Here is a 25767-nt window from a genome sequence, read left to right as displayed (position 1 = left end):
TGCTCACGTAATAGGTTGTCGGGACGGGGCTCTCAGGTTCTGCGCGGCCTCACGGCGACGGCGCCGCGGGGACCGGTGGGGGTTGGTTGGGCCACGGCACCTGGCCGGGGAACGGCACCACGAACGGCTCCGAACCCGGGGTGGCGCCCGGATCACGCGGGGCACCGGGCGCCGGTGCCGGCGGCAGGTTGTTCCACAGCGGAGTGCCGTCGGGCGCATACATCGGCGCGCCGTACGGGTAGTCGCCGGGTTCGGGGATGACCTTGGGCGGATTGCCGACGGTCGGCCCGGGCGCGGGACCGCCGAAGTGCACCACCGCGGGCGGTTCGGGGGTGCCGCGGGTGACCGGGAAGTAGTTGACCCAGCCCGGGAAACCGATGCCCGGGTTCGGCCGGATGTCCACGCCGGTGCCCCAACCGGTGTTGGTGACCAGGGCGCGCACCGGCCAGTTCTCGTCGACGATCGGCAGCGAACCGCAGCCGGGCTTGCCGCCCGGGCCGCCCTTGGCGCCCACGATCGGCAGGTTCTCCGGGTAGCGGTACTGATCGTCGCCGGCCAGCACGCCGCCGTCGACGACGAACGACTTGCCGTTACCGCCGGTGGCGTCGTAGCCGCCGTTGTCCAGCAGCCAGTGCGCACCCTTCAGCGAACAGGTGTAGCTGGGATCGTATTTGTGCAGCAGCGCGGTGGTCGGCGCCAGCGTGTTGATCGCCTCGATCAGGTTCTGCTGATTGGGACCGAGCAGCGCGATACCGCTGTTCGACAAGCCGATGGTGTTGAGCAGCAACGATTCCAGCGCCTGGGAGTTGCCGGTCAAGGTGACGCTGGTGGTGCTCAACGCATCCAGCGTGCTGAGGATGTTCTGGGCGGCCGCGCTGTAGGTGTCGCTGAAGTTTGCCAGCGCCTGCCAGTCGGCCCGAATGGTTTCGCTGCGCGGATTGAGTTCCAGCAGAACCTGATTGGCTGCGGTGGTGGCTTCACCGATGCGCTCCCCTTCACCGCGCACACCGTCGGCGAGCGCGGTGAGCACCGCGTTGAGTTTGGCCGTGTCGACCTGATCGAGGACCGCAACCAGGTTCTGGAACACGGTGTTGACCTCGGTGCTGACGTTCTGTGACTGCAACACGGCGCCGTCGGCCAAACGCTCGGAGACCGGGTTCTCCGGGTAGATCAAATCGACGTATTTGGCACCGAACACGGTGGTGGCGCGGATCTGCGCACCGACGTTGGCCGGGATGAACTTCACCTGGTCGGGGAAGATCTCCAGCTTGAGCTGCACCGGGTCCTGGCCGCCCTGGATGGTGGCGACGCGGCCCACCTGGACGCCGTTGAGTTTGACCTTGCCCCCGGATTCCATCACCAGCCCGGAACGGTCGGAGGTGAGCAGCACGTCGACGTACTTCTTCAACGATCCGCTGAACAGGACGGACGTCAGCCACACCGCCGCAACCAGGACGGCCACCAGAATGGCCGTCCACCATGCGGGATGTAGTCCCTTGCCGTCGTCTTCCATGACCCCTCTCGACCTTTCGCCCCGCCGCTACCCGGACAGATTGAAGTTGCCGGACTGGCCGTAGACGGCCAGCGAGATCATCACGGTCACCAGCGAGGCGACGATCAACGAGGTGCGGACCGCGCGGCCCACCGCCTCGCCCACGCCGGCCGGCCCGCCGGATGCAGTAAAGCCGTAGTAGGTGTGCACCAGCATGATCACCAGTGCCATCGCCACCGCCTGCAGGAATGACCAGATCAGATCGGTGGGATTCAAGAAGGTGCGGAAGTAGTGGTCGTAGACGCCGGTGGACTGCCCGTAGATGAACGTGGTGCCGACCCGGGCGGCCAGGAATGACATCAACACGGCCACGCAGTACAGCGGGATCACCACGATCACACCGGCGATCACCCGCGAGGACGCGAGGTAGGCGACGGTGCGGATACCGATCACCTCGAGCGCGTCGATCTCCTCGTTGATCCGCATGGCACCCAGCTGCGCGGTGGCACCGGCGCCGATGGTCGCGGCCATGCCGACGCCTGCGGTCAGCGGCGCGATCAAACGGACGTTGAAGAACGCCGACGCGAAACCGGTCAGCGCTTCCACACCGATCGAGGACAACTGGTTGTACCCCTGCACCGCCACCAGCGCACCGGTCGACAGCGTCAGGAACCCGACGATCGCGATGGTGCCGCCGATCACTGCCAACGCACCTGCGCCCAGGCCCATCTGGGCGATCAACCGGATGACTTCACCGGAGTAGTGGGCGATGGCGTCCCACACGCCGCGCAGGGTGCGGCCGTAGAACTTGGTCTGCAAACCGATCCGGTTCCAGCCGTCGACCCACTCCCGGCCGGTGCGTCGCAGCCGGACGAATGCGGTGTCCCCGTGCACGGCCGTCATGCTGTCGCCTGCACACCGACGGCGGTCGCGAGCACGTTGATCACGAACAGCGCGATGAAGGTGAACACCACGGTCTCGTTGACCGCGTTGCCGACGCCGGCCGGCCCGCCACCCACCGAAATGCCCTTGTAGCAGGCGATCAGACCGGCAGCCAGACCGAACAGCGTGGCCTTGACCAAGGCCACCACCACGTCGGCCGGGCCGGTCAGCAGCGTCAGACCTGCTACGAACGCACCCGGGGTGACGTGCTGCAGGAAAACCGAGAAGAAGAAGCCGCCGGCGATGCCGACCACCACCACCGTCGACGCCAGCATCAGCGCGACCACAGTCGCGGCCAGCACCCGCGGCACCACCAGGGCCTGGATCGGGTTGACGCCCATGACGCGCAGCGCGTCGAGCTCCTCGCGGATGGTCCGGGCGCCCAGGTCAGCGCACATTGCGGTGGCACCGGCCCCGGCCACCACCAACACCGTCACGATCGGGCCGATCTGGGTGACGGTGCCGATCGCGGCACCGGTTCCGGAGAAATCGGCCGCGCCGAACTCGACCAGCAGGATGTTGAACGTGAAGACCAGCAGCACCGTGAACGGGATGGCCAGCATCAGGGTCGGGACGATCGAGACCCGTGCCACGAACCAGGTCTGCAGGATGAACTCACGCCAGGCGAACGGCGGCCGGAACATCGCCACGAAGGTGTCCAGCGACATCGCGAAGAATCCGCCGACCGAGCGGACGGGTTTGGCGAAGGAAGCAGCGGTGACCATTCAGCCGCCCGTCCGCATGCCGAAGATCGCCGGTTGGGCGGCCATGGGCGTGAACCGCCGATCGCAGTCCAGCACCGGCACCACCCCTCCTACGTTAATACTGTGACACATGACACAGGACTGCCGAAAAGGTACACCACCGCGCACGGGCGGCACACCGATTCGGCACACCTGATGATCTTTGTTACTTCTCGGTAGTTGAGTGATCTTTGCATACCGCGACCGCGCCAGTGCGCCAGAGGCGTTCGCGTCGGATCGGTACGGGCGTACGACCTCGACGCCAACTGGTGATATCCGGGTTGGCGCACTCGCCGGTGCGCCTCGAACCCCGCGCAGTAACGTCAGTCCCCGGGGCGGAACACGCCCGGCGAGAACCGGGGGCGGACCCGCAGTAGCGAGAGGACACCGTGAGCCAATCCCAGATCGTGAAGTTGTCCGGCGCAGGCGGCGTCACCCTGGTCGGCGATGAATGGAACTCCCCCGGCCAGCCCGGGGTCCCGGATCTGGACGGGCGGCCCAGCATCCTGATGCTGCACGGCGGCGGACAGAACCGGCACTCCTGGAAGAACACCGGCCAGATCCTGGCCGACCGCGGCTTCCACGTGCTGGCATTGGACAGCCGCGGACACGGCGACAGCGACCGCGCCCCGGACGGCGACTACGCGCTGGAGACCATGACCGCCGATGTGCTGGCGGTGATCGAGGCGATCGGCCGGCCGGTGGCGTTGATCGGGGCCAGCATGGGCGGGCTGACCGGGATCATGGTGTCCGAGGCGGCCGGACCCGAGCAGGTCACCAAGTTGGTGTTGGTCGACGTCGTCCCCCGGTACGAGAAATCCGGCAGTGCCCGCATCCGGGACTTCATGTTCACCAACATCGACGGGTTCGACTCGCTCGAGCAGGCCGCCGAGGCGGTCGCCGAGTATCTGCCGCACCGCCCCAAACCGCGCAGCCCCGAGGGGCTGAAGAAGAACCTGCGCTTGCGCGACGGTCGCTGGTACTGGCATTGGGATCCGGTGTTCCTCACCAAACCCGGAGACGACCCGTTCCTGCGCACCGACAAGATGGAGGCGGCGGCGATCGCGCTCCGGATTCCTATCTTGTTGATCCGCGGCCGGCTGTCCGACGTGGTCAGCATGGCCGGCGTGCAGGACTTCCTGGCCAAGGTGCCGCACGCCGAGTTCGTCGAACTCTCCGATGCCGGCCACACCGCGGCCGGCGACGACAACGATGCGTTCAGCGACGTCGTCGTGGGTTTCATCACCCGCTGATCGAGGCCCTCTTTTCAGCGGATTCACAGCTGGGCGGGTTTAGGCTGGGTCAAACACGTCTACTTACGAGTAATTGTCGAATTAGATCGAGTCAGCACTTAGGAATCCCGCAGGATGGCAAAGCCCCGCGTAGCCCCGCGACAACAACGTTCGCGCGAAACCTATGAGCGCATTCTCGACGTCGCGGCTTCGATCTTCTCCGAGCTGGGCTATGCGGGCACCACCACGAACAAGGTCGCCGAGGCCGCGGGCATCTCGATCGGCACGCTCTATCACTACGTCCCGGACAAGGATGCGCTGCTCTACGCGCTCGCCGAACGGCACCTGACCACCGGCAACGCCAACTTGATGGACACCTTTCAGCGGCTGCGCGAAGAGCAGCCCGGGCTGGAGGAATCGCTGCGGGCCACCATCGGCGCGCTGGTGAACATGCACGTCGACGAATACCACCTGCACCATCTGCTCTACGTCAGCGCTCCGCGTTCGACCGAACTGCAGCAGCGCCTGTTCGAGGGTGACGCGCTGTTCGCGCAAGAGGTCGCCTGGCATCTGGAGCGGTTGGGCGTCGTCCCCGAGCAGCGCACCCTGGTCGCCAACTTGTTGGTGGTCGGCATCGAGGCGCAGGTGCACCGGGTGTTGATCGATTCGCCGGAGCGAACCGATCCCGATGTGCTGGTCGATGTGCTCACCCAGATGTACACCCGGGCTCTGCAGGTGAACTGACGCGGTTGCTCTGCGGCGGTGCGCTCAACGTTCGGTGCGCTCGGCGTCGGCCAGTCGCTGATGCAGCCGAGCCCGGATCTCATTGGGGGTGTAGGCGTTGCGCTTGCGCTGATCTCGCACGACGAGCACGCCACCGGCGGCCACCCCCACGACACCGGCCAACCCGACCCACTTCCAGACGTTGCGCATGAGGCCAGTGTGCCTAAGCTGCGGGGGTGAACGCGAGTGTGTCCCTCGAACGTGCCCTGCAGGTCACCCGCACCGGCGACATCTGGCTGTTCCGGGGCCGCTCGGGTCCTGACCGGGCGATCCAGACACTGACCAACAGCCCGGTCAACCACGTCGGCATGACCGTGGCCATCGATGATCTGCCGCCGCTGATCTGGCACGCCGAACTCGGTGACAAACTGCTGGACTTCTGGACCGGCGATCACCACCGCGGTGTACAGCTCAACGATCTGCGCGCCGCCGTCGAGCAGTGGACGGACAAGTACCAGCAGCGTTGTTGGCTGCGCCAACTCGAGCCGCACGCCAACCGGGAGCAGGAGGACCGGTTGCTGCAGGTGATCGCGCGGATGAACGGCACCGCGTTCCCGACGACGGCGCGGCTCACCGGCCGCTGGATGCGTGGTCGGCTACCCACGGTCAGCGACTGGACCCGCGGACTTCCGTTCGTGCACAGCAAGGTTCGGCAATCTGCCGAACGCGACAAGCAGCGGCGGCGGGCCGGCTTGGAGACCGCCTACTGTGCTGAGACGGTGGCCATCACCTACGAGGAGATGGGTCTGATCGCGACCGAGAAGCGAGAGAACTACTTCGACCCGGGCTCGTTCTGGAGCGGCGACCGACTGCCGCTGGCCTCCGGATATCAACTCGGCAAGGAGATTTCGGTCAACGTCCAGCCCCGCAGCTGAAACGCCTCGAGCAAAGTGGAGTCGATGCCACGCCGAGTTAGCTGCGGTTGACCCGAACTGCCTCGTTGATCAGCGCCTTGAACGCCTCATCATCGAGCTCGTCGTCTTCTCGTAAGTCGATGGAACGCCCGCGCGGCGCCTGCAGACTCGCGTTGAAGAGTTTGTCGGGATCTTTCACCGACGAACCCCTGGCAAAGTTCACCTTGACCTTGCCCTTGTACATCTCCAACGTGCAGATCAGTCCATCCAACGAAAAGGCCGGTACCCCATCTGGATTCGATGGCTTGCGCCATTTCATCTCCTCGACGACATCGGGTTCGGCCTGCTTTATCAATGATCGGATCTCGTCGACCCGATCGATACGCCAATCCTCAGCCATATCGCCAATGTACGCCGGGCCCCGGCCGTCGGACCAGGGTCGGCTGCCAGAAAACTACGCCGCTCAGCTGACGCTGAACCTGGAACCGGGCATCTGGTCGTCGCTGGGCTGGCCGGACTCGTCGACATCCCAGTGGATTTCGAGTTCGAGTTCACGTTCGATCCGACTGCGATTCGGCTTGTGTTTGTCCTTCACCTGCACGTCGATCCGGCAACCTGCCGGCAGCGCGATCTCGACGGTTTGGCCGCCTTGGCTCAGCGTGAGCTGCCCCTGACGGATCCGATCTGCGAAGGTTTGGAACAAATCGGCGAGTTCCTCGCGAGACAGTGCGGTCTTGCTCTTGAATAGCGGGCCACGTTTGGGCTGCATGCGATCCACCTCATTTCTCGGCAATGCGCATCTTCCCCAAGTCTAGCCGACACAAAGTCATGTGCTTGGAAATTCGTTGCCACTCAGTAAATTTCAGCTGCGATCTGCTGGCGGAGCACGGTCTTGGCGATCTTGCCGTTGGGCGTCATCGGCAATTCCGGCACGAATACCACGTGCCGCGGCCGCTTGAACGGGGCCAATCGCACCCGCACATGGTCGATGAGTTGCTGCGCGTCCGGCCGGTCCGCGGCTGGGACGACGACAGCACAGATCGCTTCACCCCAGTACGGATCGTTGACCCCGATCACGGCGACCTGGTCGACCCCCGGATGGGTGGAAAGCACGTCCTCGACCTCACGCGAGGACACATTCTCACCTCCGGTGATGATGATGTCCTTGAGTCGGTCGACCACCACCAGCCGGCCCGCTGCGTCGATGCGGCCGATGTCACCGGTGCGCAGCCAACCGTCAACGGTGGTCGCGCCGGACGGCCACAGCGCCGGGGCGACCTGCGGTCCGCGCACCAAGATCTCACCGACACCGTCAGCGGTTTCGGAGGCGACGTGCACCTGCACGTTGCCATGCGGACGCCCGGCGCTGGCCAACACCTCCGGATCGCCGCTGCGATGCTCTTCGGGCCCCAGAAAGGTTATGTTGCCCCCGGTTTCGGTCATCCCATAGCCCTGGTGGAAGCCGACCTCGAGACGTTCGATCGCTCGATGCAACAAGCCGGCCGGGATGGCCGCCGAACCGTATGCGATGTCGCGCAGGGTGGGCAACTGGGCGCCGGTGTCATCGAGATGGGCGAGCAGGCCGTGCAGCATGGTCGGGGCCAACGACGTCGAGGTGACGCCGTGCTCGGTGACGGCCGCGACGAACTCGTCGGGACGGAACCGGGCCACCGGCAATACGGTGGCACCGACAGCGTGCTGGACCAACATGTTGTAGCCGGCGATGTGGCACATCGGGAACTGCTGCAGATACACCCCGCCGGGACGGACCGATCTGCCCTCCACCGTGCCCCACGCCGCGGCGAGCAGTGAACGGTGGCTGTGCACAACGGCTTTCGGATCCCCGGTGGAACCGCTGGTGAACAGCAGCCAGGCCGGGTCGTCGGGTTCGGGTTCGGGGGCCGGCGCGGTGTCCGGCGTGGCAGCGGAGTTGCGCCACTGCGGCTCCTGGAATGCGATGCGCGGCACCGCAGACTGCGGAAGCTGCCGCAGGTAGCCGGCGTCGCCCACGATCACGGCCGGGTCCACCAGAGCCAGCTGGGCGGCCTGCTCGGCGGGACCGAGCCGCTGGTTGATCAACGCCAGCAGCCGGCCGGCGCGCGGCACGCCGTAGTAGAGCCGCGCGTAGTCCAGACCGTTGTCGGCGATCACCGCGACGCGATCACCACGACGGGTGCGGGCGGCGACCCACTTGGCCGTCCCGCGCACCAGGTCATCGAACTCGGCGAAGGTGACCGCCGGCCCGCCCGGCACGACGACAGCCTGCCGATCCGGTGCGGTCCGGGCGACAGCGGCGATCAGATGATGCAGCAACTCGGGGTGACGAGGCATTCCGGTCAACCGACCTTCTTCACCACACTGGATTTGAGTTGCATGCGACCCAGACCCGGCACGTTCGCGTCGATGTCGTGGTCGCCGACGCCGTCCGAGATGAGCCGGATGCCGCGCACCTTGGTGCCCGCCTTGATGACGGCGCCACCGCCACCCTTGACCTTGACCGTCTTCACCACCGTCACGGTGTCACCGTCAGCCAGGACGTTGCCCACCGCGTCGGTGATCTCCCCGGATCCGCCGTCCGCTGCCGCATCCTCGGATGCCGCCTCACCCGCCGTCCACTCATGGCCGCACATCGGGCATACCAGCACCGGCCCCTGCTCATACGTGAATGCCTCACGGCATTGCGGACACGGCGGCAGCTCTACCTCGGACATCTGTGCTCCTTCGTCCACGGCCCGCGTCCCCCGGCGGCATGCGGCCAATCGTCGAGCCTAAAGCGTGTCGTCAGGAACCCACCCGCTGCAGCGTCGGCGGCGCCCAACGGCCGTCGAGGATCTCGGCCCGAGGCCGGTACAGCCGGATGAGGTAGTTCCATCCTTCTGGGGTGACGATCGCATTCGGCGGGATGTCCTCTGCTGCCGGGGCAACGAAACGGACGGTGACCGAACCGTCGTCGTCGCGCTGCGCGGTGACACTGTTGACGGTGTAGAGGTCCTGGGCGTTCTTCTCGAAGAAGCCTCGGGCGTTGTACACCGACACCGACCAGAAGGCGTCCACCGGCACGTCTGTGAACACCAATTGGTAGTCACCGGGCGGGACGCCGGGGTCGACGCCGACGTAGCTGGCCTCTGAGGTGGGCAACCCGCCCCAGCCGGCGGCACAGCCGATCAGGTGCCGGACCGGATCGACGTCCTCCCGTCGCCCGAACATCGCATCGAAACCATTGAGCCCGCGCGCGAGTTCGAGCAGGGCGGCGCGAGTGGTGTCCTGGCTGGTTACGTCGTAGTCGGGCAACACGAACGCCTCGGCGGCCTCGGTGGTGATCTGGAGTGCGTCCTGCAGTGCGACAACGGCCCCGACATCCGCGGGGTCTCGCGGATCGACCAGGATGCGCACACCGATCAGGACGTAGCGCGACCCGTACTCGTCGGCGGTCAAGACGTGTTCGCCGGGATCGTGGATGACCTCGTTGACGAAATGGTCTTCGTTGACGACCATCGCGGACAGGTAGCGGCCTTGGGCGTCGGGCAGCGTGAGCCTCGCCGACTGGGCGAGGTCGACCACCGCAAAGCTGTAGAGGGTGTCTCGATTGAGCCGGATGACCAGTTGCTCATCGATGCTCGCCGGAGTGCGGTTGTGCCGGAACTTCCCGATCCCGCCCGCGGCAGCCTGGGTATCGGCGAACGTCCGGTGAGTCTCCGCCCGGACGAAGTTGTCGACGTTGACCAGGATCGTCATGCGGCAATGCTGCCACGCGCGCAAGCGCACCGTCTCGATCGACCACCGCATCGTGTCGGAATACCGGTAGACGCCGAGTTCGCTAGACGTTGAACCGAAATTCCACCACGTCGCCGTCGGCCATCACGTAGTCCTTGCCCTCCATCCGGACCTTGCCGGCGGCCTTGGCGGCAGCCATCGACCCGGCCTCGACCAGGTCGTCGAAGGACACCACCTCGGCCTTGATGAAGCCCTTCTCGAAGTCGGTGTGGATCACCCCGGCCGCCTTGGGGGCGGTGTCGCCGCGGTGGATGGTCCAGGCCCGCGCTTCCTTGGGCCCGGCAGTCAGATAGGTCTGCAAGTTCAAGGTGTGAAAACCGGCGCGCGCCAACGCATCCAGGCCGCGCTCGGTCTGGCCGATGGACTCCAGCAGCTCCATCGCCGACTCGTCGTCGAGTTCGAGCAGCTCGGCTTCGATCTTGGCGTCCAGGAACACCGCGTCGGCCGGCGCCACCAGTTCGCGCAGCTCGGCCTTGCGGGCTTCGTCGGTCAGCACCGGCTCGTCGGCGTTGAACACGTACAGGAAGGGCTTGGTGGTCAGCAGGTTGAGCTCGCGCAACACCGACCAGTCCTGGCCGGTGGAGAACAGCGTCTTGCCGTCGTCGAAGACCGCCTGGGCCGCCACCGCGGCATCCAGCACCGGCTTGCGTTCCTTGTTGTTGCGGGCTTCCTTCTCCAGCCGCGGCACCGCCTTCTCCAGGGTCTGCAGGTCGGCCAGGATCAGTTCGGTCTCGATCACCTCGATGTCGGACTTCGGATCCACCCGCCCGTCAACGTGCACGACGTCGTCGTCGGCGAACACCCGCACCACCTGACAGATGGCATCGCACTCGCGGATGTTGGCCAGGAACTTGTTGCCCAGCCCGGCGCCCTCGGACGCGCCCTTGACGATCCCGGCGATGTCGACGAAGGTCACCGGCGCCGGCACGGTCTTCTCCGAACCGAAGATCTCGGCGAGCTTGTCCAGCCGGGGGTCGGGCAGCGGAACCACGCCCTCGTTGGGCTCGATCGTCGCGAACGGGTAGTTGGCCGCCAGCACGTCGTTGTGCGTCAACGCGTTGAACAGCGTCGACTTTCCGACATTGGGCAGGCCGACGATTCCGAGGTTCAGGCTCACGGGGTCACAAGTCTAAAGGCGGCTACCGCGAATCACGGCATCGGAGCGCGGCCACCACCCCCGCTCCAGCCGGTGGGCGTCCCGGGCCACCCGATGACAGCGACGGGCGCCACATCCCCACCGACGGTCCGTGCTCAGCTGCAGCCGGTACGGTCTACATGTGTCAGCGCAGCGGGCAAGGTCGTCGATTGCCGCCCCACTTCGCTCGGCGCACCCCGATATCGCTGGTGTGCCGTGGTGGGGCGCCATCGTCATCGCCGTCTTGTGCACGGCCCTCGGCTTCGCCTTCGACGCCGGTTCCGGCAGCAAGGAGCTGACCGCAGCGTTCGCTGTGTCGTACACGGTGGGCTGCCTGGCGGCCGTGCTGGCCGTCCGCCAAGAAGGGGTGTTCACCGCGGTGGTGCAGCCACCGCTGATCCTGTTCGTCGCGGTGCCGAGCGCCTACTTCCTGTTCCACTATTCCGACATCGCCGGCATCAAGGACATCCTGATCAACTGCGGTTATCCGTTGATCGAACGGTTCTTGCTGATGTTCACGGTCGCGGTGCTGGTGTTGCTGATCGGGATGGCCCGCTGGTATTTCGGCGCACCCGCCAAGGCCACTCAGCGCGACGCTGCCAAACCCAGCGGCAGAGTCCGGACCCGCACGGCCGAGGCCGCTCCGGCCGGCCGGGTCGGGGCACTGGTCTCAGCGGCGTCGGGCGCGCTGGCCGGGCTCCGGGCCAAGTTCGCGGAGCTGGCCGCCAGCCGCGGTGTCAGCGACGACGAAGACTCCCGCAAGCACGCGATCGATCGCCCGGCGCCGTCCCGGCGGCCGGGCCGCGAGCGGCCAACCCGACGTACCGCAGCCACCCGTTCACGGCACGCCCGGCCCCCCATGGATGATCCCGACGACGTCGACGTCGCGCCTCGGCCGCGTCGTCGTCGGCCGCCCGCCGATGTCGACCCGGCCGGTGAATACCGGCCACGCCGGCGCCGCGAGGACGGCGACCCGACCCGTCGGCCCCGGCCGGACTACCGGGCCGAGCCACGCCGACGCGTCGACCCCTACGAACGTCCCCGGCGGCGCGCGGATCGCTACGACCCGTACGAACCGCCCGGCCGGTATGCCGCGCCGCGGCAGCAAGACCGCTACGCCGCCGAGCCGGGCCCGGATCGCTACGAGCCGCTCCCACCGCGACGCCGGCACGCCGACGGCGACACCACCCACCATCCGGTGTCGCGGGTGCGCTACCGCGGCGCCCCGCCCGAGGAGCCGGATCAGCCGGAATTCCGCCGGCCGCGTCGGGCCCGCGAGGATCACGAGGACTGGCGCTGATCAGCGCAGCACCGACCGGCGGTCGGGTGTAGGAAATTTCAGCGGCGTGCGGGCCGGATCTCGCGCGGCAACGCGAACACCAACGTCTCGTTGGCGGTGGTGACCGACTGCACGGTGTCGTAGCCGTGGTCGGCCAGCCGTTCCAGCACGCCGCGCACCAAGATCTCGGGCACCGAGGCACCAGACGTCACGCCGACGGTGGTGACACCGTCCAACCAGGCCGGGTCGATGTCTTCGGCATAGTCCACCAGGTGCGCTGCTCTCGAGCCGGCGCCCAGCGCCACCTCGACCAACCGCACCGAGTTCGACGAGTTGCGTGAGCCGACGACGATCACCAGCTCGCATTCCGGCGCCATCGCCTTGACCGCGACCTGGCGGTTCTGCGTGGCGTAGCAGATGTCGTCGCTGGGCGGATCCTGCAGGGTGGGGAACTTCTCCCGCAGCCGGCGCACGGTCTCCATGGTCTCGTCGACGCTCAGCGTGGTCTGCGACAGCCAGATCACCTTGTTCTCGTCGCGCACCGTGACGTTGTCGACCGCGTCCGGGTTGTCGACCACCTGCACATGGTCGGGTGCCTCGCCGGCGGTGCCGATCACCTCTTCGTGGCCCTCGTGCCCGATCAGCAAGATGTCGTAGTCGTCGCGCGCGAACCGCTTGGCCTCGTTGTGCACCTTGGTGACCAGCGGGCAGGTGGCGTCGATCACCTTGAGGTCCCGCTCGGCGGCGATCTGGTGCACGGTCGGGGCCACACCGTGCGCGGAGAACACCACGATGGCACCGTGCGGTACCTCATCGGTCTCCTCGACGAACACCGCGCCGGCTTTGGCCAGCGTCTCGACCACGTGCCGGTTGTGCACGATCTCGTGGCGCACGTAGACCGGGGCGCCGTGCTTCTCCAGGGCGCGTTCGACGGTCTCGACCGCGCGGTCGACCCCGGCGCAGTACCCGCGTGGCTCGGCGAGCAAAACCCGCTTGCTGGTGGGGGCCGCCAGATCGGACACCGATCGCGCGGCACCCGGAATACCCATGTTGACGGTTGGCGGCATGTCAACCAGGGTACTGATCACCCATGACGATCGGCCACCCGTACTCTTGCAGCCATGTCTAGTGCACCGTATGGCGTCCGGTTGCTGATTGGGGTGGCAGCGACCGCGGTCGATGAGACGATCAAGCTGCCGCAAACCATCCTCACCCTGCCGATGACCATGGCCAGCCAGGTGGCGCACCTGGTGATGAAGATGCAGCAAGATGTCGCCGACTTCGTCATCAGGGGCGACGAGACCCTGGAGTCGCTGTTCCCGGCCAAGGACGAGCAGCCCGAGTGGGCGACCTTCGACGAGGATCTCGACGACCAACCCAGTTCTTCTGAGCGCAAGACCGAGGGCCGGTTCGCGCTGTACTCGGTGGCCGACGCCGCCGACGCGGCCGAGCAGGCCCCGGCCGCCGCCGCCCCGGACGCCGCGGCCGCAGGTGCGGCCGGCACTCCCGAGATCGTCACCGAGATCGACTACGACAACCTGACGCTGGCCCAGGTGCGGGCGCGGTTGCAGTCGCTGTCGGTCGAGGACCTCGAGGCGCTGCTGGCCTACGAAGAGGCCGGTAAGGCCCGCGCCCCGTTCCAGACTCTGCTGGCCAACAGGATCACGCGCGCTTCCGCGAAGTGACCGCACCCGCTCAGGGGCAGGCACCGGAGAACCCGTTTCCGGTGCGCGCCGTCGCCATCCGGGTGGCCGGCTGGATCGACAAGCTGGGCACGGTGTGGGTGGAGGGCCAGATTGCGCAGCTGACCTTGCGTCCGGGCTCGTCGACGGCGTTCCTGGTACTGCGCGACCCGGCGGCCGACATGTCGCTGACCATCACCTGTCCGCGTGATCTGGTGGCCGCGGCGCCGGTGAAACTGACCGAAGGCACCCAGGTGGTGGTGCGCGGCAAACCGTCGTTCTACACCGGTCGGGGCACCTTCTCGTTGCGGATCAGCGAGATCCGCGCGGTCGGCGTCGGCGAACTGTTGGCCCGCATCGAACGGCTGCGTCGGTTGCTCGACGCCGAGGGGCTGTTCGATCCGCGACTCAAACGACCGCTGCCGTTCCTGCCGAACACCATCGGATTGATCACCGGCCGGGCCAGCGCGGCCGAACACGACGTCACCTCGGTGGCCGCCGGCCGCTGGCCGGCGGTGCGGTTCGCCGTCCGCAACACCGCCGTGCAGGGACCGGCCGCCGTCGCACAGATAGTGGCGGCCCTGACCGAACTCGATGGCGATCCCGACGTCGACGTGATCGTGCTGGCTCGCGGTGGCGGCAGCGTCGAGGATCTGCTGCCGTTCTCCGACGAGACCCTGTGCCGAGCGATCGCCGCCTGCCGCACGCCGGTGGTCAGCGCGATCGGCCACGAGCCGGACAATCCGCTCTCGGATCTGGTGGCCGACCTGCGCGCGGCCACCCCCACCGACGCGGCCAAGCGGATCGTGCCGGACGCCGCAGCGGAAGCTTCGCTGGTCGCCGATCTGCGTCGGCGCAGCGCACAAGCGTTGCGCAACTGGGTGATTCGTGAAGAACGGCACCTGTTGCAGTTGCGCAGCCGCCCGGTGTTGGCCGAGCCGTTACGGGCCATCGACGCGCGCGCCGACGAGATCGAGCGCGCACGCAGCGCCGTGCGCCGCGACGTGCAACGGCTCATCGACGCCGAGACCGACCGGATCGAGCACCTCTCGGCTCGGCTCTCGACGCTCGGTCCGGCGCAGACCCTCGCCCGCGGCTACGCGGTGGTGCGCACCGGGACCCGGGTGCTGCGGTCGGTGGCAGATGCGCCGGCCGGTACCGAATTGACCATTCGAGTCGCCGACGGCACGGTCGCGGCGACCAGCACGGGAAGCGACGACGGAGCCGGATGAGCGAGAACATTAGAGACATTAGTGAGCTCGGGTATGAGCAGTGCCGCGATGAACTCATCGAGGTGGTGCGCACCCTGGAGCAGGGCGGACTGGATCTGGATGCGTCGCTGGCGCTCTGGGAAAGGGGGGAGAAGCTGGCCAAACGCTGCGAGCAACACCTCGCCGGAGCGCGCCAACGGGTTTCCGACGCATTGGCCGCCGACGGCGACGAGGACGACTCCCCCGGCACCTGAGGCTGCGCTTTACACCAATCCGAGAAAAAACTAGAACAGGTTCTATTTCCCTGGTACGGTGATCGTTCATGGGTGACGCAACATTGACCACCGACCTCGGCCGGGTCCTGGTGACCGGCGGTTCCGGCTTCGTCGGCGCCAATCTGGTGACCGAACTGCTCGACCGCGGCCACCACGTCCGATCCTTCGACCGGGTGCCGTCCCCACTACCCGAGCACCCCCGACTCGAGGTTCTGGTGGGTGACATCACCAACGACGACGACGTCGCCCGCTCGGTCGACGGGATCGACACGGTGTTCCACACCGCGGCGATCATCGATTTGATGGGCGGGACCTCGGTCACCCCCGAATACCGGCAGCGCAGTTTCGCCGTCAACGTCGAAGGCACCAAATCCCTGGTACGCGCCGGGCAGACCGCCGGCGTTCGACGCTTCGTCTACACCGCATCCAACAGCGTGGTGATGGGCGGCCAGACCATCGCAAACGGCGACGAATCCCTGCCGTACACAACACGTTTCAACGACCTCTACACCGAGACCAAGGTGGTGGCGGAGAAGTTCGTGCTGGCCGAGAACGGCGCACACGGCATGCTCACCTGCTCGATTCGCCCGTCCGGGATCTGGGGTCGCGGCGATCAGACCATGTTCCGCAAGGTGTTCGAGAGCGTGCAGGCCGGACACGTCAAGGTGCTGGTCGGCAGCAAGCGGATCAAGCTCGACAACTCCTACGTGCACAACCTGATTCACGGTTTCATCCTGGCCGCCGAGCACCTGGTCCCGGGCGGCACCGCGCCCGGGCAGGCCTATTTCATCAACGACGGTGAGCCGATCAACATGTTCGAGTTCGCCCGGCCGGTGGTCGGCGCATGTGGCCGCTCGTTGCCGCGGTTGCGGGTGCCTGGCCGGCTGGTGCACCGCGCGATGACGGCTTGGCAGTGGCTGCATTTCCGGTTTGGCCTGCCCGAGCCGCTGCTCGAACCGCTCAGCGTGGAACGGCTCTATCTGGACAACTACTTCTCCACCGCCAAGGCCCGCCGCGACCTGGGCTACGAACCGGTGTTCACCACCAAGCAGGCCATGCGCGAATGCCTGCCGTACTACATGGAGCTGTTCGAAGAAATGGCTTCGGCAGCACCCGAGCCGAGGGCTGCAGACCGCGCCGCGTTGGCGGCTGCCGGCTGAATTCCGTTCAGCCCCAGAAGGACATCAGCACCACATAGGTCGTCGTACCGACCAGGATCGACACCAGTGCGTGCCGGTAGCGCCACTGCAGCGCGGCGGTCAGCGTCGCCGCGATGACCAGCCACAGCAGCTGCCGGGTGCTGCCGTCGGTGTGCCCGCGCAGGGTGTAGATCGCCAAGATGACCATCACCCCGAGCGGCATGTGCGTACTCAGATACCGAACCACCGCGCTGTGCCGCATCGGCGCCAACACCGCAAACGGTATCACCCGCAGCGCCCAGGTGATGGCTGCGGCGACGGCCACCACCAGCGCGATGTAGGCCGCACCCTCAGGCATCGTCGCGCTCCCCCGAGACCATCCGGGCTATCAGCACGACCGTGAAGCCTGCGAACGCGGCAACCAGCAGTTGGTCCGGGGCCGCCAGCCAGGCCAGCACCGCGCAACCGACTGCGATCAGCGCGGTAAGCCGATCGGGGCGCTGCCGGTACGCATCGATGGCCAGCACGATGAACAACGCCGTCAGCGCAAAGTCCAGACCCTGCAGCCGCTCGATCGGTATGGCGGCGCCGATCAGGCCACCCATTGCAGCTCCGGTGACCCACAGCGCCTGCAGGCTGGCCTGCATGACCAGGATCGGCCGGGTGGTCCAGGAGGCTGCGGCCGGGCTGACCGCCACGGCGTAGGCCTCGTCGGACAGCGTGTAGGTGCTGTACAGCTTGGCCGGCACGCCTGTGACCCGGTGCAGTGGGAAGGACAGCGCGTAGAAGGCGTGCCGGCTGTTGACGATGAACGAGGTCAGCGCCACGGTGCCCAGTGGCGCGGCGGTCGCCGCCAAACCCACGATCAGGAACTCCAGTGAGCCCGCATAGATCACCGCTGCGAACACCGGCGCCCACCACCAGGGCAGGCCGGCGTGTACCACCAGCAGGCCCAAGGCCACACCGAGCGGGATGAATGCCAGCCCGATCGGGGCGGTGACCGCCGCGACCTGGCGCAGCGAATGATCGGACATCCGAACAGTGTGCCGTGCGGCCCGGCCCGGCCGGCGCAGTGCCGGCTACCGGGCGTTCAGCGCCGCTCGCCCGCGCGCGCTCGCTCGCGGGGCCACACCGTGGTCCCGACGTGGTACAGCATCGCCAGGAAGGTCAGAGCCCAGGCCGCCAACGCGACCCAGCTCTCGACGTAGCCGATGTGTTCCACGATCGGGAGGTGGTCAGCCCGGCCGAGGTAGTGTCCGCCGACGCCGTACATGCCCAACGGGAAGACCACGCTCCACAGCGTGGGGTCATAGCGCAGCGGGATGCGATGGCGCACGTGTCGCCAGATTCCGGCGGCGACCAGCGGGGGAATCAGCCAGGTGCCGAATGCCCAGAAGAACACCGACGCACCGGCAATCAGTCCGCGAGTGGCGGCAACCATTGGGGCGTCGGCCATCTCGACAATGCGTGCCCCCGCGACGACGGTGATGGCGGTGGCTCCCATCGCCACCCAGTACGGCGGGGTCAGGTCCTCTGGGCGCAGTGGGTACAGCAGCAACCGCATCGCCACGAACAATCCGGCCGCGGCATACAGGAAGACACCGACCGACCACGAGAACACCGCGACCAGTGCCAGTTCGCGTTGTCCGGTTTCGACCTCGGGTTGCAGCACGGCGGCCAGCACCGCGACCGACTGGCTGGCCACCGCCCAGATGAACCAGCTGCCGTTGGCGCTTTGCAGGACCGGCCGCACGGCGCGGCCCAGCACCGCCGTCCAGGGGACAACGTAGCCGAGCACCAGCCAGGCGATCACCCCGATCAGCAGCAGCACCAGCGCCACGCGGATGTGCCCGTCGCCGGCGATTCTGGTGCCGAGCACGTCGGTGGCCGCGACGAAGGTGAAGGTCGAGAAGCCGCGCTTCGGGTCGAGCAGATCATCGAAATAGTTGCGCCGGAACGCGACGATGCGGGCCACCGTCAGGCCGATCAGGATGAGATAGGCCAGGCCGGCAATCCACAACAGGGCGACCGAGAGGGCGTGCAGGTTGTGGTACTGCATCGCGATCGACACGATGCCGGTCGCCATGACCAAGGCGAAGTAGCCCGGGTGCAGAGTTTGGACGGCGATCCGCAGGCCGGTGCCGGAGATCGCGGTCGATCGTTGGTCGGCGGCATCGGCGGACGTCGACTGCGTCACGGCCTCTGCATCATCCACGCCTCTGGTCTTACCACCACCAATCGGTTGGCCAATGCCGAACCCATGCCCGCCGCTCTTTCGTTTCCTTTCCGCGGCGGATTCAGGCCGGGTAAGCGGGTGGAAGTGAAGAGCGACAAACGGACGAGGGGGCAGTTTGGTACAGGCTCCAGAAAACCGCCCGGCCCACCGCCCGGTCCACCTACGCTTGAGGCGGGCCGGGATCCGTTTGACCAGTGAGGGACCCGACATGCCGGCCGATAAGCCAAACATCTTGGTCATCTGGGGTGATGACATCGGGATCAGCAACCTGTCCTGCTACAGCGACGGGTTGATGGGCTACCGCACACCCAACATCGACCGCATCGCCGACGAGGGCATGCGGTTCACCGATTCCTATGGTGAGCAGAGTTGTACCGCCGGCCGCGCCGCGTTCATCAGCGGCCAGAGCGTCTACCGGACCGGTATGAGCAAAGTAGGGATACCAGGATCCGAGATCGGTTGGGCAGCCGAGGATCCCACCATCGCCGAACTCTTGAAACCGCTCGGGTACGCGACGGGTCAGTTCGGCAAGAACCACTTTGGCGACCTGAACAAGTATCTGCCGACCGTGCACGGCTTCGACGAGTTCTTCGGCAACCTGTATCACCTCAACGCCGAAGAAGAGCCCGAGCAGTTCGACTACCCGGACGAGGACCGGTTCCCGATCCTGCACAACCTGGCCAAGCCTCGCGGGGTACTCAAATGCAAGGCCACCGAAGCCTTGTCCGACGAACCCGACGATCCGAAGTACGGTCCGGTGGGCAAGCAGACCATCGAGGACACCGGGCCGCTGACCGCCAAGCGGATGGAGACCATCGATGACGACATCGCCGATGCCACCGTCGACTACATCCGCCGCCAACACGCCGCTGGCAACCCGTTCTTCGTATGGTGCAACTTCACCCACATGCATCTCTACACCCACACCAAACCGGAGAGCCGCGGACAGGCGGGCCTGTGGCAGTCGCCGTACCACGACACCATGATCGATCACGACCGCAATGTCGGCACGGTGCTCGACGTGCTCGACGAACTGGGCATCGCCGAGGACACCATCGTCATCTACTCCACCGACAACGGACCGCACCGCAACACCTGGCCCGACGGCGGCACCACCCCGTTCCGCAGCGAGAAGAACACCAACTGGGAGGGCGCCTTCCGCGTCCCGGAACTGATCCGCTGGCCCGGAAAGATCAAGGCGGGCAGCGTTTCCAACGAGATCATCCAGCACCACGACTGGCTGCCGACGCTGCTGGCCGCCGCCGGCGACCCAGACATCATGGAGAAACTGAAGAAGGGACACCGGATCGGGGACGTCGAGTACAAGGTGCACATCGACGGATTCAATCTGCTCCCCTATCTGACCGGCGAGGTCGAGCACAGCCCGCGGCGCGGCTTCTTCTACTTCTCCGACGACGGCGACCTGGTGGCCCTGCGGTTCGAGAACTGGAAGGCGGTGTTCCTCGAGCAGCGCTGCACCGGCACCCTGCAGGTGTGGGCCGAGCCGTTCGTCCAGCTTCGGGTACCCAAGCTGTTCAACCTACGCACCGACCCGTTCGAGTACGCCGACATCACCTCCAACACCTACTACGAATGGTTCCTGCGCCACGACTACTTCGCCTTCTACATGACGGCGATGGCCACCAAGTTCCTGGAGACATTCAAGGAGTTCCCGCCGCGCCATGAACCCGCCACCTTCAGCGTCGACCAAGCCGTCAAGAAGCTCGAGGCATTCCTGGCGGGCGACTAGATGCTCGAGTCCTGGAGGGACGGTCCGACCAAGTCGGCCATCGTCGGCTTCGTGCAGCGGACCGTCGACGCCGTCGCGCCCGAGGAACGCGTGGCGGTATTCGACAACGACGGCACGCTGTGGTGTGAGAAGCCGGCCTACATCCAGTTGGACTTCCTGGTCCGCCGACTGGCCGAGCAGGCCGCGGCCGACCCGGGACTGGCCACCCAGCAGCCGTATTCCGCGGCCGCCTCCGGAGACCTGGGCTGGTTCGGCGATGCTGTCACCCGCCATTACGAAGGCGACGATTCAGCCATGAAAGTCCTTGCTGCCGGTATCCTTTCGGCCTATCAGGGGTTGACCGTCGAAGAGCATGCCGACCGGGTCCGGGCGTTCTTCGCCGAAGCCAACCACCCGACACTGGACCGGCCCTACACGGCCTGCGGATACCTGCCCATGGTCGAACTGCTGCGCTATCTGGAAGACAACGGGTTCACCAACTACATCGTCTCCGGCGGTGGCCGAGACTTCATGCGGCCGGTCACCTCGACCATGTATGGGATCCCGCCGGAACGGGTGATCGGCAGTTCGGTGGGCCTGGACTTCATCGATGGCGAGTTGCGCACCACCAACCGACCGGAATTCCTCGACGACGGCCCAGTCAAACCGGTACGGATCTGGGGCCGCACCGGGCGGCGGCCGGTGTTCGCGGCCGGCAACTCCAACGGCGACATCGAGATGTTGCAGTACACCAACGGTTTCCGTCTGCTCGTCGACCATGACGACAGCGACCGCGAATTCGCCTACCGGGCCGGCGCCGAGCGGGCGTTGCAGCTTGCCGCCGATTGCGGTTGGACCGTGGCGAGCATGCGTGACGAGTGGGCGACGGTCTTTGCCTGACGTCGACGAGGTCTGGGTACCGGCTCAGACGGCGGTGCTGGGCTCCGACCAGCACTACCCGGAGGAAGGCCCCACCCGGGCCGTGGCCACCGACGGCTTCTGGCTGCAGCGCCATCTGGTGACCAACGCGCAATTCGCCGAGTTCGTCGCGGCCACCGGCTACGTCACTGTCGCCGAACACCCGCTGGACCCCAACGACTACCCGGGTGCGCCGAAGCAGAACCTGCAGCCGGGTTCGATGGTCTTCCGCCGCACCCCAGGCCCGGTCGATCTGCGGCATCTGAGCCAATGGTGGGTCTGGACGCCGGGGGCCTGCTGGAACCACCCACGCGGACCGCGCCCGTCGCTGGCGGGCCGGGCTGACCACCCGGTCGTGCACATTGCGTTCGAGGACGCCGCGGCCTACGCGCACTGGACCGGTCTGGACCTGCCCACCGAAGCCGAGTGGGAGACCGCAGCACGCGCCGGCCTGCCCGGTGCGGCCTACACCTGGGGCGAAGAGCCTGAGCAGCCCGGCCAGCGACTGGCGAACTATTGGCATGGCGAGTTCCCCTACCTGCCCGAAACCGGTTACGGGCAGACCAGCCCGGTGGGCAGCTTCCCGGCCAACGGTTACGGCCTGTTCGACATGGCCGGCAACGTCTGGGAATGGACCACCGATTGGTACGGCCCCCAGCGCGGCCAGCAAACCTGCTGCGCGGCAGACAGTTACGATCCGGCCCAGCCGCAGTTCCAGGTTCCACGCAAGGTGATCAAGGGCGGATCCTTCCTGTGCGCCGACAGCTACTGCCGTCGGTACCGGCCGGCAGCGCGCCGCCCACAATCGATCGACACCGGCATGAGTCATATCGGCTTCCGGTGCATTCGCCGCCCGTGACGACGCCGTCGGGCAGATTCCCTGACACAACGGACCGCAGGACGGGCTCCATGACGCTCGCGGTGCCGCGTTCTCGGACCAACCGGGCCGTCACCCTGTTTCGAACCAGCCAGATAGGCAATGATGCGTAGGACTGTTGCCGAGTCCACAACGATGGGAGACACATGACGGTTCTGGTCACCGGGGCATTCGGTTTGGTCGGCTCGGCGACGGTGCAGCAATTGGCTGCCCAAGGTCGCTCCGTGGTGGCCACCGACCTGGACATTCCTGCTAACCGCAAGGCAGCGGCTGCGTTGCCGGCGGGTGTGCAGGCCCGGTACGCCGACCTGACCGACCCGGCCGCCGTCGACGCCCTGATCGCCAGCACCAAACCCGAGGCGATCGTGCACCTGGCCGCGGTGATCCCGCCGTTCATCTACACCCGCAAGGCATTGGCCCGGAAAGTCAACGTCGACGGCACCGCGCACCTGTTGGCTGCGGCCGCCAAGGCGCCGACCCCGCCGCGCTTCGTGCTCGCGTCCAGCATCGCGGTGTACGGCTCGCGCAATCCGCACACCGTGGCCGGTCCGCTGACGCCGGACACCCCCACCAACCCCGCCGACGTCTACGGCGCGCACAAGGTCGCCGCCGAGGACCTGGTGCGCGGCTCAGCACTGGACTGGCTGATCTTGCGGCTGGGCGGTGTGTTGACCGTCAACATGGGCGCCTACCTGAAGTCGATCGACAACTTCTACTTCGAGTCCATGCTGCCCACTGACGGTCGGCTGCAGACCGTCGACGTGCGCGACGTGGCGTTCGCGTTCGCGGCCGCCACGACTGCGCCCGCGGTCGGCGAGACCCTGCTGATCGGCGGCGACGACAGTCACCGTCAGCTCCAGGGCGACGTCGCGCCCGCCGTCGTCGCCGCTCTGGGCATGCCCGGCGGGGTTCCGGCCGGGCTGCCCGGTGACCCCAAGGACGACTCGGCTTGGTTCAACACCGACTGGATGGACAGCAGTCGGGCGCAGGAAGTTCTTGGCCATCAACGACATTCGTGGCCGGACATGATCGCCGAGTTGGCCGATGAGATGGGTTGGAAGCGCGCGTTGCTCCGACCCGCCGGACCGCTGGCACGCTGGTTCCTGACCCGCAAGGGCGCCTATCACGGCAGCGGCCGAACCTACGCCGACCCGTGGGGCGCGATCGCCAACAAATGGGCCGATCCGCGCCCGGACAGCGAGTCGGAGGCACAGCAGTCATGAGCGGCACCGGCAAAGCCGTCGTGATCGGGGCGGCGTCGGGGATCGGCTGGGCCACCGCGCAGACGCTGGCCGCCGAAGGTCGCACCGTGGTGCTGGCCGACCGCAACCTCGACGGCGCCACCGCCCACGCGAGGCAGTTGGGTGCGCCGCACACCGCGGCCGTCGTCGAGGTGACCGACGAGGACTCGGTGCGCGCGCTGTTCGCTGCGCACGACGACGTCGACGTCGTGGTGAACTGTGCCGGTTTCAGCGGGTTCGGCCTGATCGCCGACCTGTCCGCCGAGCAGTTCCGCGAGGTCGTCGACGTCTGCCTGTCCGGCGCGTTCCTGGTGCTCAAGCACGCCGCGACGGTGCTCGACACCGGCGGTGTGATCGTGTCGCTGGCGTCGTTGAACGCCCGCCAACCGGCGGTCGGGATGAGCGCCTACTGCGCGGCCAAAGCCGGTCTGGCGATGCTGACCCAGGTCGCAGCGCTCGAACTGGGGCCGCGCGGCATCCGCGTCAACGCGGTCTCGCCGGGCTTCGTGCACACCCCGTTGACCGAAGGCGCCGCGCTGGTGCCCGGCGTGATCGAGGAGTACACCGAGAACACCCCGCTCGGACGCACCGGCACACCGCAGGACGTCGCCGACGCGGTCGCGTTCCTGTGCTCGGACAAGGCCTCCTGGCTCACCGGCGAGGTCCTGGACCTCAACGGTGGCGCGCATCTCATGCGCTACCCCGACATCCAGGCCCGGCTGCTCGATCTGGCGGGACAGGAGTAGCTCCGCACCCTACGATTGGCGCGATGCTCGACGAGTTCTCGCCCACCCAGAAGCGTGCGCTGGCCGTCCTGACGGTGATCGCGCTGGCTTTCGGAGCGTACTTCCTGCGTCGCTACCTGATCCTGATCGCGGTCGCCGCGGTGCTGGCCTATCTGTTCCACCCGATCTTCGACCGGTTGCGCACCCGGTTCGGTGTCGGGGTCTCGGCCGGTCTGACGCTGCTGGCCGCGTTGTTCATCGTCGGGATTCCGTTGGCGGGCGTGATCGCGCTGGCGGTCTTGCAGATCAGCCAGATGGTCACCGGGATCAGCCATTGGGTGTCCAACACCGACCTCACATCGTTGGGCCAGCGGCTGCTCGACTCCACCAATCGGCTGCTGGAACGCGTGCCGTTCTTCCACATCGAGCTGACACCGGAATCCGTGCAAGATGCCATCGCCAGCGCCGGCCAGAACCTCGGACACATCGCGTTGGACTTCGCGCGCGGTTCGGTGGGCAGCATCGTCATGCTGGTCACCTCGGCGATCATCTTCCTGTACGTGTTCGTCGCGCTGGTGGCCGGTGGACGACGGGTGCTCGAGTTGTTCCGCGACCTCAATCCGTTGGGTTCTGAGGTCTCCGACATCTATCTGGCCAAGGTCGGCGCGATGGTCAGTGCCACGGTGCGCGGGCAGTTCATCATCGCGGTGTGCCAGGGCGTCGCCGGGGCGATCTCGATCTACATCGCCGGCATTCACGACGGCTTCTTCATGTTCGTCATCTTCTTGACGGCGCTGTCCTTCATCCCGTTGGGCAGCGGCATCGTCACCATCCCGTTGGGAATCGGGATGGCGCTGTTCGGCAACGTGGTCGGCGGGATCTTCGTCGCGGTGTTCCACGTCCTGGTGACGACCAACATCGACAATGCGCTGCGGCCGTTCCTGGTGCCCAAGAGCGCGCATCTGAATCCGGCGCTGATGTTGGTGTCGGTGTTCGCCGGGATCGGCATGTTCGGATTCTGGGGCATCGTGCTGGGGCCAGTGCTGATGATCGTCATCGTCACCACGATCAGCGTGTACCTGGTGGTCTACAAGGGCGCACCGTTGGAAACGTTGGTCTTCACCCAGGATGGCGACGAGGGCGACGACGGCGACGGCGACGGTGGCGGTGGCAAGCCGCGGCGGTGGTGGTTGACGTTTGGTCGCCGGCGGGCGGAAGATGATGGCGGGCAGGGTGATTCGTCGGACTCCGGCGATGCGGCAGCCGTCGGGAGCAAGCCCGCCGCAGCTGGGGCTGCCGGGTCCGCGGAGACGGATTCCGATGCGTCGGCCGCGGACGACTCCTCGAACGACGCCTGAACCGCGGTCCCCCGCTGTCCGTTTTCTTTCTTCGGGGCCGGCACGTGCCTGCTGGGGTTGGCATCCCTCTGCCAGGCGTTCTGGCACGCGCTCGTTGGGCAGCGTCGCGGCCTGGATCACGGTCTTTGAATTTCTTTGGCCA

General features: G+C 66.9%; 28 protein-coding genes. 14 read left to right on the top strand and 14 right to left on the bottom strand.

What is annotated here, in order from left to right; translation table 11 throughout:
- Positions 1 to 49 precede the first annotated feature (49 nt).
- The 3 genes from AC5Y3P_RS07285 to AC5Y3P_RS07275 are packed head-to-tail and all read right to left on the bottom strand — an operon-like array spanning position 50 to position 3159.
- Entirely contained in the window at positions 50 to 1513 is a 1464-nt protein-coding gene (locus AC5Y3P_RS07285; RefSeq protein WP_500045222.1) for an MCE family protein, read from the bottom strand.
- Between the two features lie 27 nt (positions 1514 to 1540).
- A complete protein-coding gene (locus AC5Y3P_RS07280) occupies positions 1541 to 2395 on the bottom strand; it encodes an ABC transporter permease (protein WP_500045221.1) in 855 nt (284 codons plus the stop codon).
- On the bottom strand, positions 2392 to 3159 hold the full coding sequence (locus AC5Y3P_RS07275) for an MlaE family ABC transporter permease (RefSeq protein ID WP_500045220.1): 768 nt from the start codon (positions 3157 to 3159) through the stop codon (positions 2392 to 2394). Before AC5Y3P_RS07275 ends, AC5Y3P_RS07280 begins: the two co-directional genes overlap by 4 nt.
- 407 nt (positions 3160 to 3566) lie before the next feature.
- Here AC5Y3P_RS07275 and AC5Y3P_RS07270 point away from each other — a divergent pair, with 407 nt between their 5' ends.
- Complete coding sequence (locus AC5Y3P_RS07270) at positions 3567 to 4430, top strand: alpha/beta fold hydrolase (protein WP_500045219.1); 864 nt, start codon at positions 3567 to 3569, stop codon at positions 4428 to 4430.
- Between the two features lie 114 nt (positions 4431 to 4544).
- The gene (locus tag AC5Y3P_RS07265; protein ID WP_500045218.1) at positions 4545 to 5153 is read left to right on the top strand and encodes a TetR/AcrR family transcriptional regulator; all 609 of its coding nucleotides are present in this window, start codon (positions 4545 to 4547) and stop codon (positions 5151 to 5153) included.
- Positions 5154 to 5177: 24 nt separating this feature from the next.
- Here the strand turns inward: AC5Y3P_RS07265 and AC5Y3P_RS07260 are convergent, their stop codons facing one another.
- Entirely contained in the window at positions 5178 to 5342 is a 165-nt protein-coding gene (locus AC5Y3P_RS07260) for a hypothetical protein (RefSeq protein WP_500045217.1), read from the bottom strand.
- A gap of 26 nt (positions 5343 to 5368) precedes the next feature.
- Between AC5Y3P_RS07260 and AC5Y3P_RS07255 the strand changes: the two genes are divergently transcribed.
- Entirely contained in the window at positions 5369 to 6067 is a 699-nt protein-coding gene (locus AC5Y3P_RS07255; RefSeq protein ID WP_500045216.1) for a guanylate cyclase, read from the top strand.
- Between the two features lie 37 nt (positions 6068 to 6104).
- Here AC5Y3P_RS07255 and AC5Y3P_RS07250 read toward each other — a convergent pair whose 3' ends face one another.
- The 6 genes from AC5Y3P_RS07250 to ychF form a co-directional block, all read right to left on the bottom strand.
- A complete protein-coding gene (locus AC5Y3P_RS07250) occupies positions 6105 to 6446 on the bottom strand; it encodes a DUF1801 domain-containing protein (RefSeq protein WP_500045215.1) in 342 nt (113 codons plus the stop codon).
- A 63-nt stretch (positions 6447 to 6509) separates the two neighbouring features.
- On the bottom strand, positions 6510 to 6815 hold the full coding sequence (locus AC5Y3P_RS07245; protein ID WP_500045214.1) for an amphi-Trp domain-containing protein: 306 nt from the start codon (positions 6813 to 6815) through the stop codon (positions 6510 to 6512).
- A gap of 83 nt (positions 6816 to 6898) precedes the next feature.
- The gene (locus AC5Y3P_RS07240; protein WP_500045213.1) at positions 6899 to 8377 is read right to left on the bottom strand and encodes an AMP-binding protein; all 1479 of its coding nucleotides are present in this window, start codon (positions 8375 to 8377) and stop codon (positions 6899 to 6901) included.
- Positions 8378 to 8382: 5 nt separating this feature from the next.
- Positions 8383 to 8757 carry a zinc ribbon domain-containing protein YjdM gene (locus AC5Y3P_RS07235; RefSeq protein WP_500045212.1) on the bottom strand — a complete coding sequence of 125 codons (375 nt, stop codon included), beginning with the start codon at positions 8755 to 8757 and terminating at the stop codon, positions 8383 to 8385.
- 70 nt (positions 8758 to 8827) lie between these two features.
- Positions 8828 to 9781, bottom strand: a complete 954-nt coding sequence (locus tag AC5Y3P_RS07230; RefSeq protein WP_500045211.1) for a DUF1214 domain-containing protein — start codon at positions 9779 to 9781, stop codon at positions 8828 to 8830.
- Between the two features lie 82 nt (positions 9782 to 9863).
- Positions 9864 to 10937 carry a redox-regulated ATPase YchF gene (gene ychF / locus AC5Y3P_RS07225; RefSeq protein ID WP_500045210.1) on the bottom strand — a complete coding sequence of 358 codons (1074 nt, stop codon included), beginning with the start codon at positions 10935 to 10937 and terminating at the stop codon, positions 9864 to 9866.
- 160 nt (positions 10938 to 11097) lie between these two features.
- Here ychF and AC5Y3P_RS07220 point away from each other — a divergent pair, with 160 nt between their 5' ends.
- Entirely contained in the window at positions 11098 to 12255 is a 1158-nt protein-coding gene (locus AC5Y3P_RS07220; RefSeq protein ID WP_500045209.1) for a DUF6542 domain-containing protein, read from the top strand.
- Between the two features lie 38 nt (positions 12256 to 12293).
- On the opposite strand, the gene AC5Y3P_RS07215 is transcribed toward AC5Y3P_RS07220, so the two are convergent.
- Entirely contained in the window at positions 12294 to 13301 is a 1008-nt protein-coding gene (locus tag AC5Y3P_RS07215) for a 4-hydroxy-3-methylbut-2-enyl diphosphate reductase (protein ID WP_500045208.1), read from the bottom strand.
- A 54-nt stretch (positions 13302 to 13355) separates the two neighbouring features.
- Between AC5Y3P_RS07215 and AC5Y3P_RS07210 the strand changes: the two genes are divergently transcribed.
- The 4 genes from AC5Y3P_RS07210 to AC5Y3P_RS07195 all read left to right on the top strand — a co-directional run bounded on the left by AC5Y3P_RS07210 (position 13356) and on the right by AC5Y3P_RS07195 (position 16562).
- Positions 13356 to 13919 (top strand): lipid droplet-associated protein, encoded by a 564-nt coding sequence (locus AC5Y3P_RS07210; protein WP_500045207.1) that lies wholly within the window; start codon positions 13356 to 13358, stop codon positions 13917 to 13919.
- The gene (gene xseA, locus AC5Y3P_RS07205) at positions 13916 to 15148 is read left to right on the top strand and encodes an exodeoxyribonuclease VII large subunit (protein ID WP_500045206.1); all 1233 of its coding nucleotides are present in this window, start codon (positions 13916 to 13918) and stop codon (positions 15146 to 15148) included. The genes AC5Y3P_RS07210 and xseA overlap by 4 nt, the downstream gene beginning before the upstream one ends.
- Entirely contained in the window at positions 15145 to 15381 is a 237-nt protein-coding gene (locus tag AC5Y3P_RS07200; protein WP_500045205.1) for an exodeoxyribonuclease VII small subunit, read from the top strand. The genes xseA and AC5Y3P_RS07200 overlap by 4 nt, the downstream gene beginning before the upstream one ends.
- A gap of 68 nt (positions 15382 to 15449) precedes the next feature.
- Complete coding sequence (locus AC5Y3P_RS07195) at positions 15450 to 16562, top strand: 3-beta-hydroxysteroid dehydrogenase (protein ID WP_500045204.1); 1113 nt, start codon at positions 15450 to 15452, stop codon at positions 16560 to 16562.
- A 7-nt stretch (positions 16563 to 16569) separates the two neighbouring features.
- On the opposite strand, the gene AC5Y3P_RS07190 is transcribed toward AC5Y3P_RS07195, so the two are convergent.
- From AC5Y3P_RS07190 to AC5Y3P_RS07180, 3 genes are read right to left on the bottom strand one after another with little or no spacing between them, the layout of a single operon-like run.
- Complete coding sequence (locus AC5Y3P_RS07190) at positions 16570 to 16899, bottom strand: branched-chain amino acid transporter permease (RefSeq protein WP_500045203.1); 330 nt, start codon at positions 16897 to 16899, stop codon at positions 16570 to 16572.
- Positions 16892 to 17575, bottom strand: coding sequence for an AzlC family ABC transporter permease (locus AC5Y3P_RS07185; protein ID WP_500045202.1), 684 nt, complete (start codon positions 17573 to 17575; stop codon positions 16892 to 16894). The genes AC5Y3P_RS07190 and AC5Y3P_RS07185 overlap by 8 nt, the downstream gene beginning before the upstream one ends.
- A gap of 56 nt (positions 17576 to 17631) precedes the next feature.
- Positions 17632 to 18690, bottom strand: coding sequence for a tellurite resistance/C4-dicarboxylate transporter family protein (locus AC5Y3P_RS07180; RefSeq protein ID WP_500045385.1), 1059 nt, complete (start codon positions 18688 to 18690; stop codon positions 17632 to 17634).
- A gap of 295 nt (positions 18691 to 18985) precedes the next feature.
- On the opposite strand from AC5Y3P_RS07180, the gene AC5Y3P_RS07175 reads away from it, so the two are divergent.
- The 6 genes from AC5Y3P_RS07175 to AC5Y3P_RS07150 all read left to right on the top strand — a co-directional run bounded on the left by AC5Y3P_RS07175 (position 18986) and on the right by AC5Y3P_RS07150 (position 25625).
- Positions 18986 to 20527 (top strand): arylsulfatase, encoded by a 1542-nt coding sequence (locus AC5Y3P_RS07175; RefSeq protein ID WP_500045201.1) that lies wholly within the window; start codon positions 18986 to 18988, stop codon positions 20525 to 20527.
- Entirely contained in the window at positions 20528 to 21406 is an 879-nt protein-coding gene (locus AC5Y3P_RS07170; protein WP_500045200.1) for an HAD family hydrolase, read from the top strand.
- Complete coding sequence (locus AC5Y3P_RS07165; protein ID WP_500045199.1) at positions 21399 to 22283, top strand: formylglycine-generating enzyme family protein; 885 nt, start codon at positions 21399 to 21401, stop codon at positions 22281 to 22283. The genes AC5Y3P_RS07170 and AC5Y3P_RS07165 overlap by 8 nt, the downstream gene beginning before the upstream one ends.
- Before the next feature lie 164 nt (positions 22284 to 22447).
- The gene (locus tag AC5Y3P_RS07160; RefSeq protein ID WP_500045198.1) at positions 22448 to 23524 is read left to right on the top strand and encodes an NAD-dependent epimerase/dehydratase family protein; all 1077 of its coding nucleotides are present in this window, start codon (positions 22448 to 22450) and stop codon (positions 23522 to 23524) included.
- Positions 23521 to 24288: an SDR family NAD(P)-dependent oxidoreductase gene (locus AC5Y3P_RS07155; protein ID WP_500045197.1), complete on the top strand. Its 768-nt coding sequence runs from the start codon at positions 23521 to 23523 to the stop codon at positions 24286 to 24288. Before AC5Y3P_RS07160 ends, AC5Y3P_RS07155 begins: the two co-directional genes overlap by 4 nt.
- A 23-nt stretch (positions 24289 to 24311) precedes the next feature.
- Complete coding sequence (locus AC5Y3P_RS07150) at positions 24312 to 25625, top strand: AI-2E family transporter (protein WP_500045196.1); 1314 nt, start codon at positions 24312 to 24314, stop codon at positions 25623 to 25625.
- Positions 25626 to 25767: the final 142 nt, after the last annotated feature.

This window comes from Mycobacterium sp. NGS45 (genome assembly GCF_059812645.1).
Note: the sequence above shows the minus strand (reverse complement) of the source record. Positions and strands in the feature narration are given on the sequence as shown.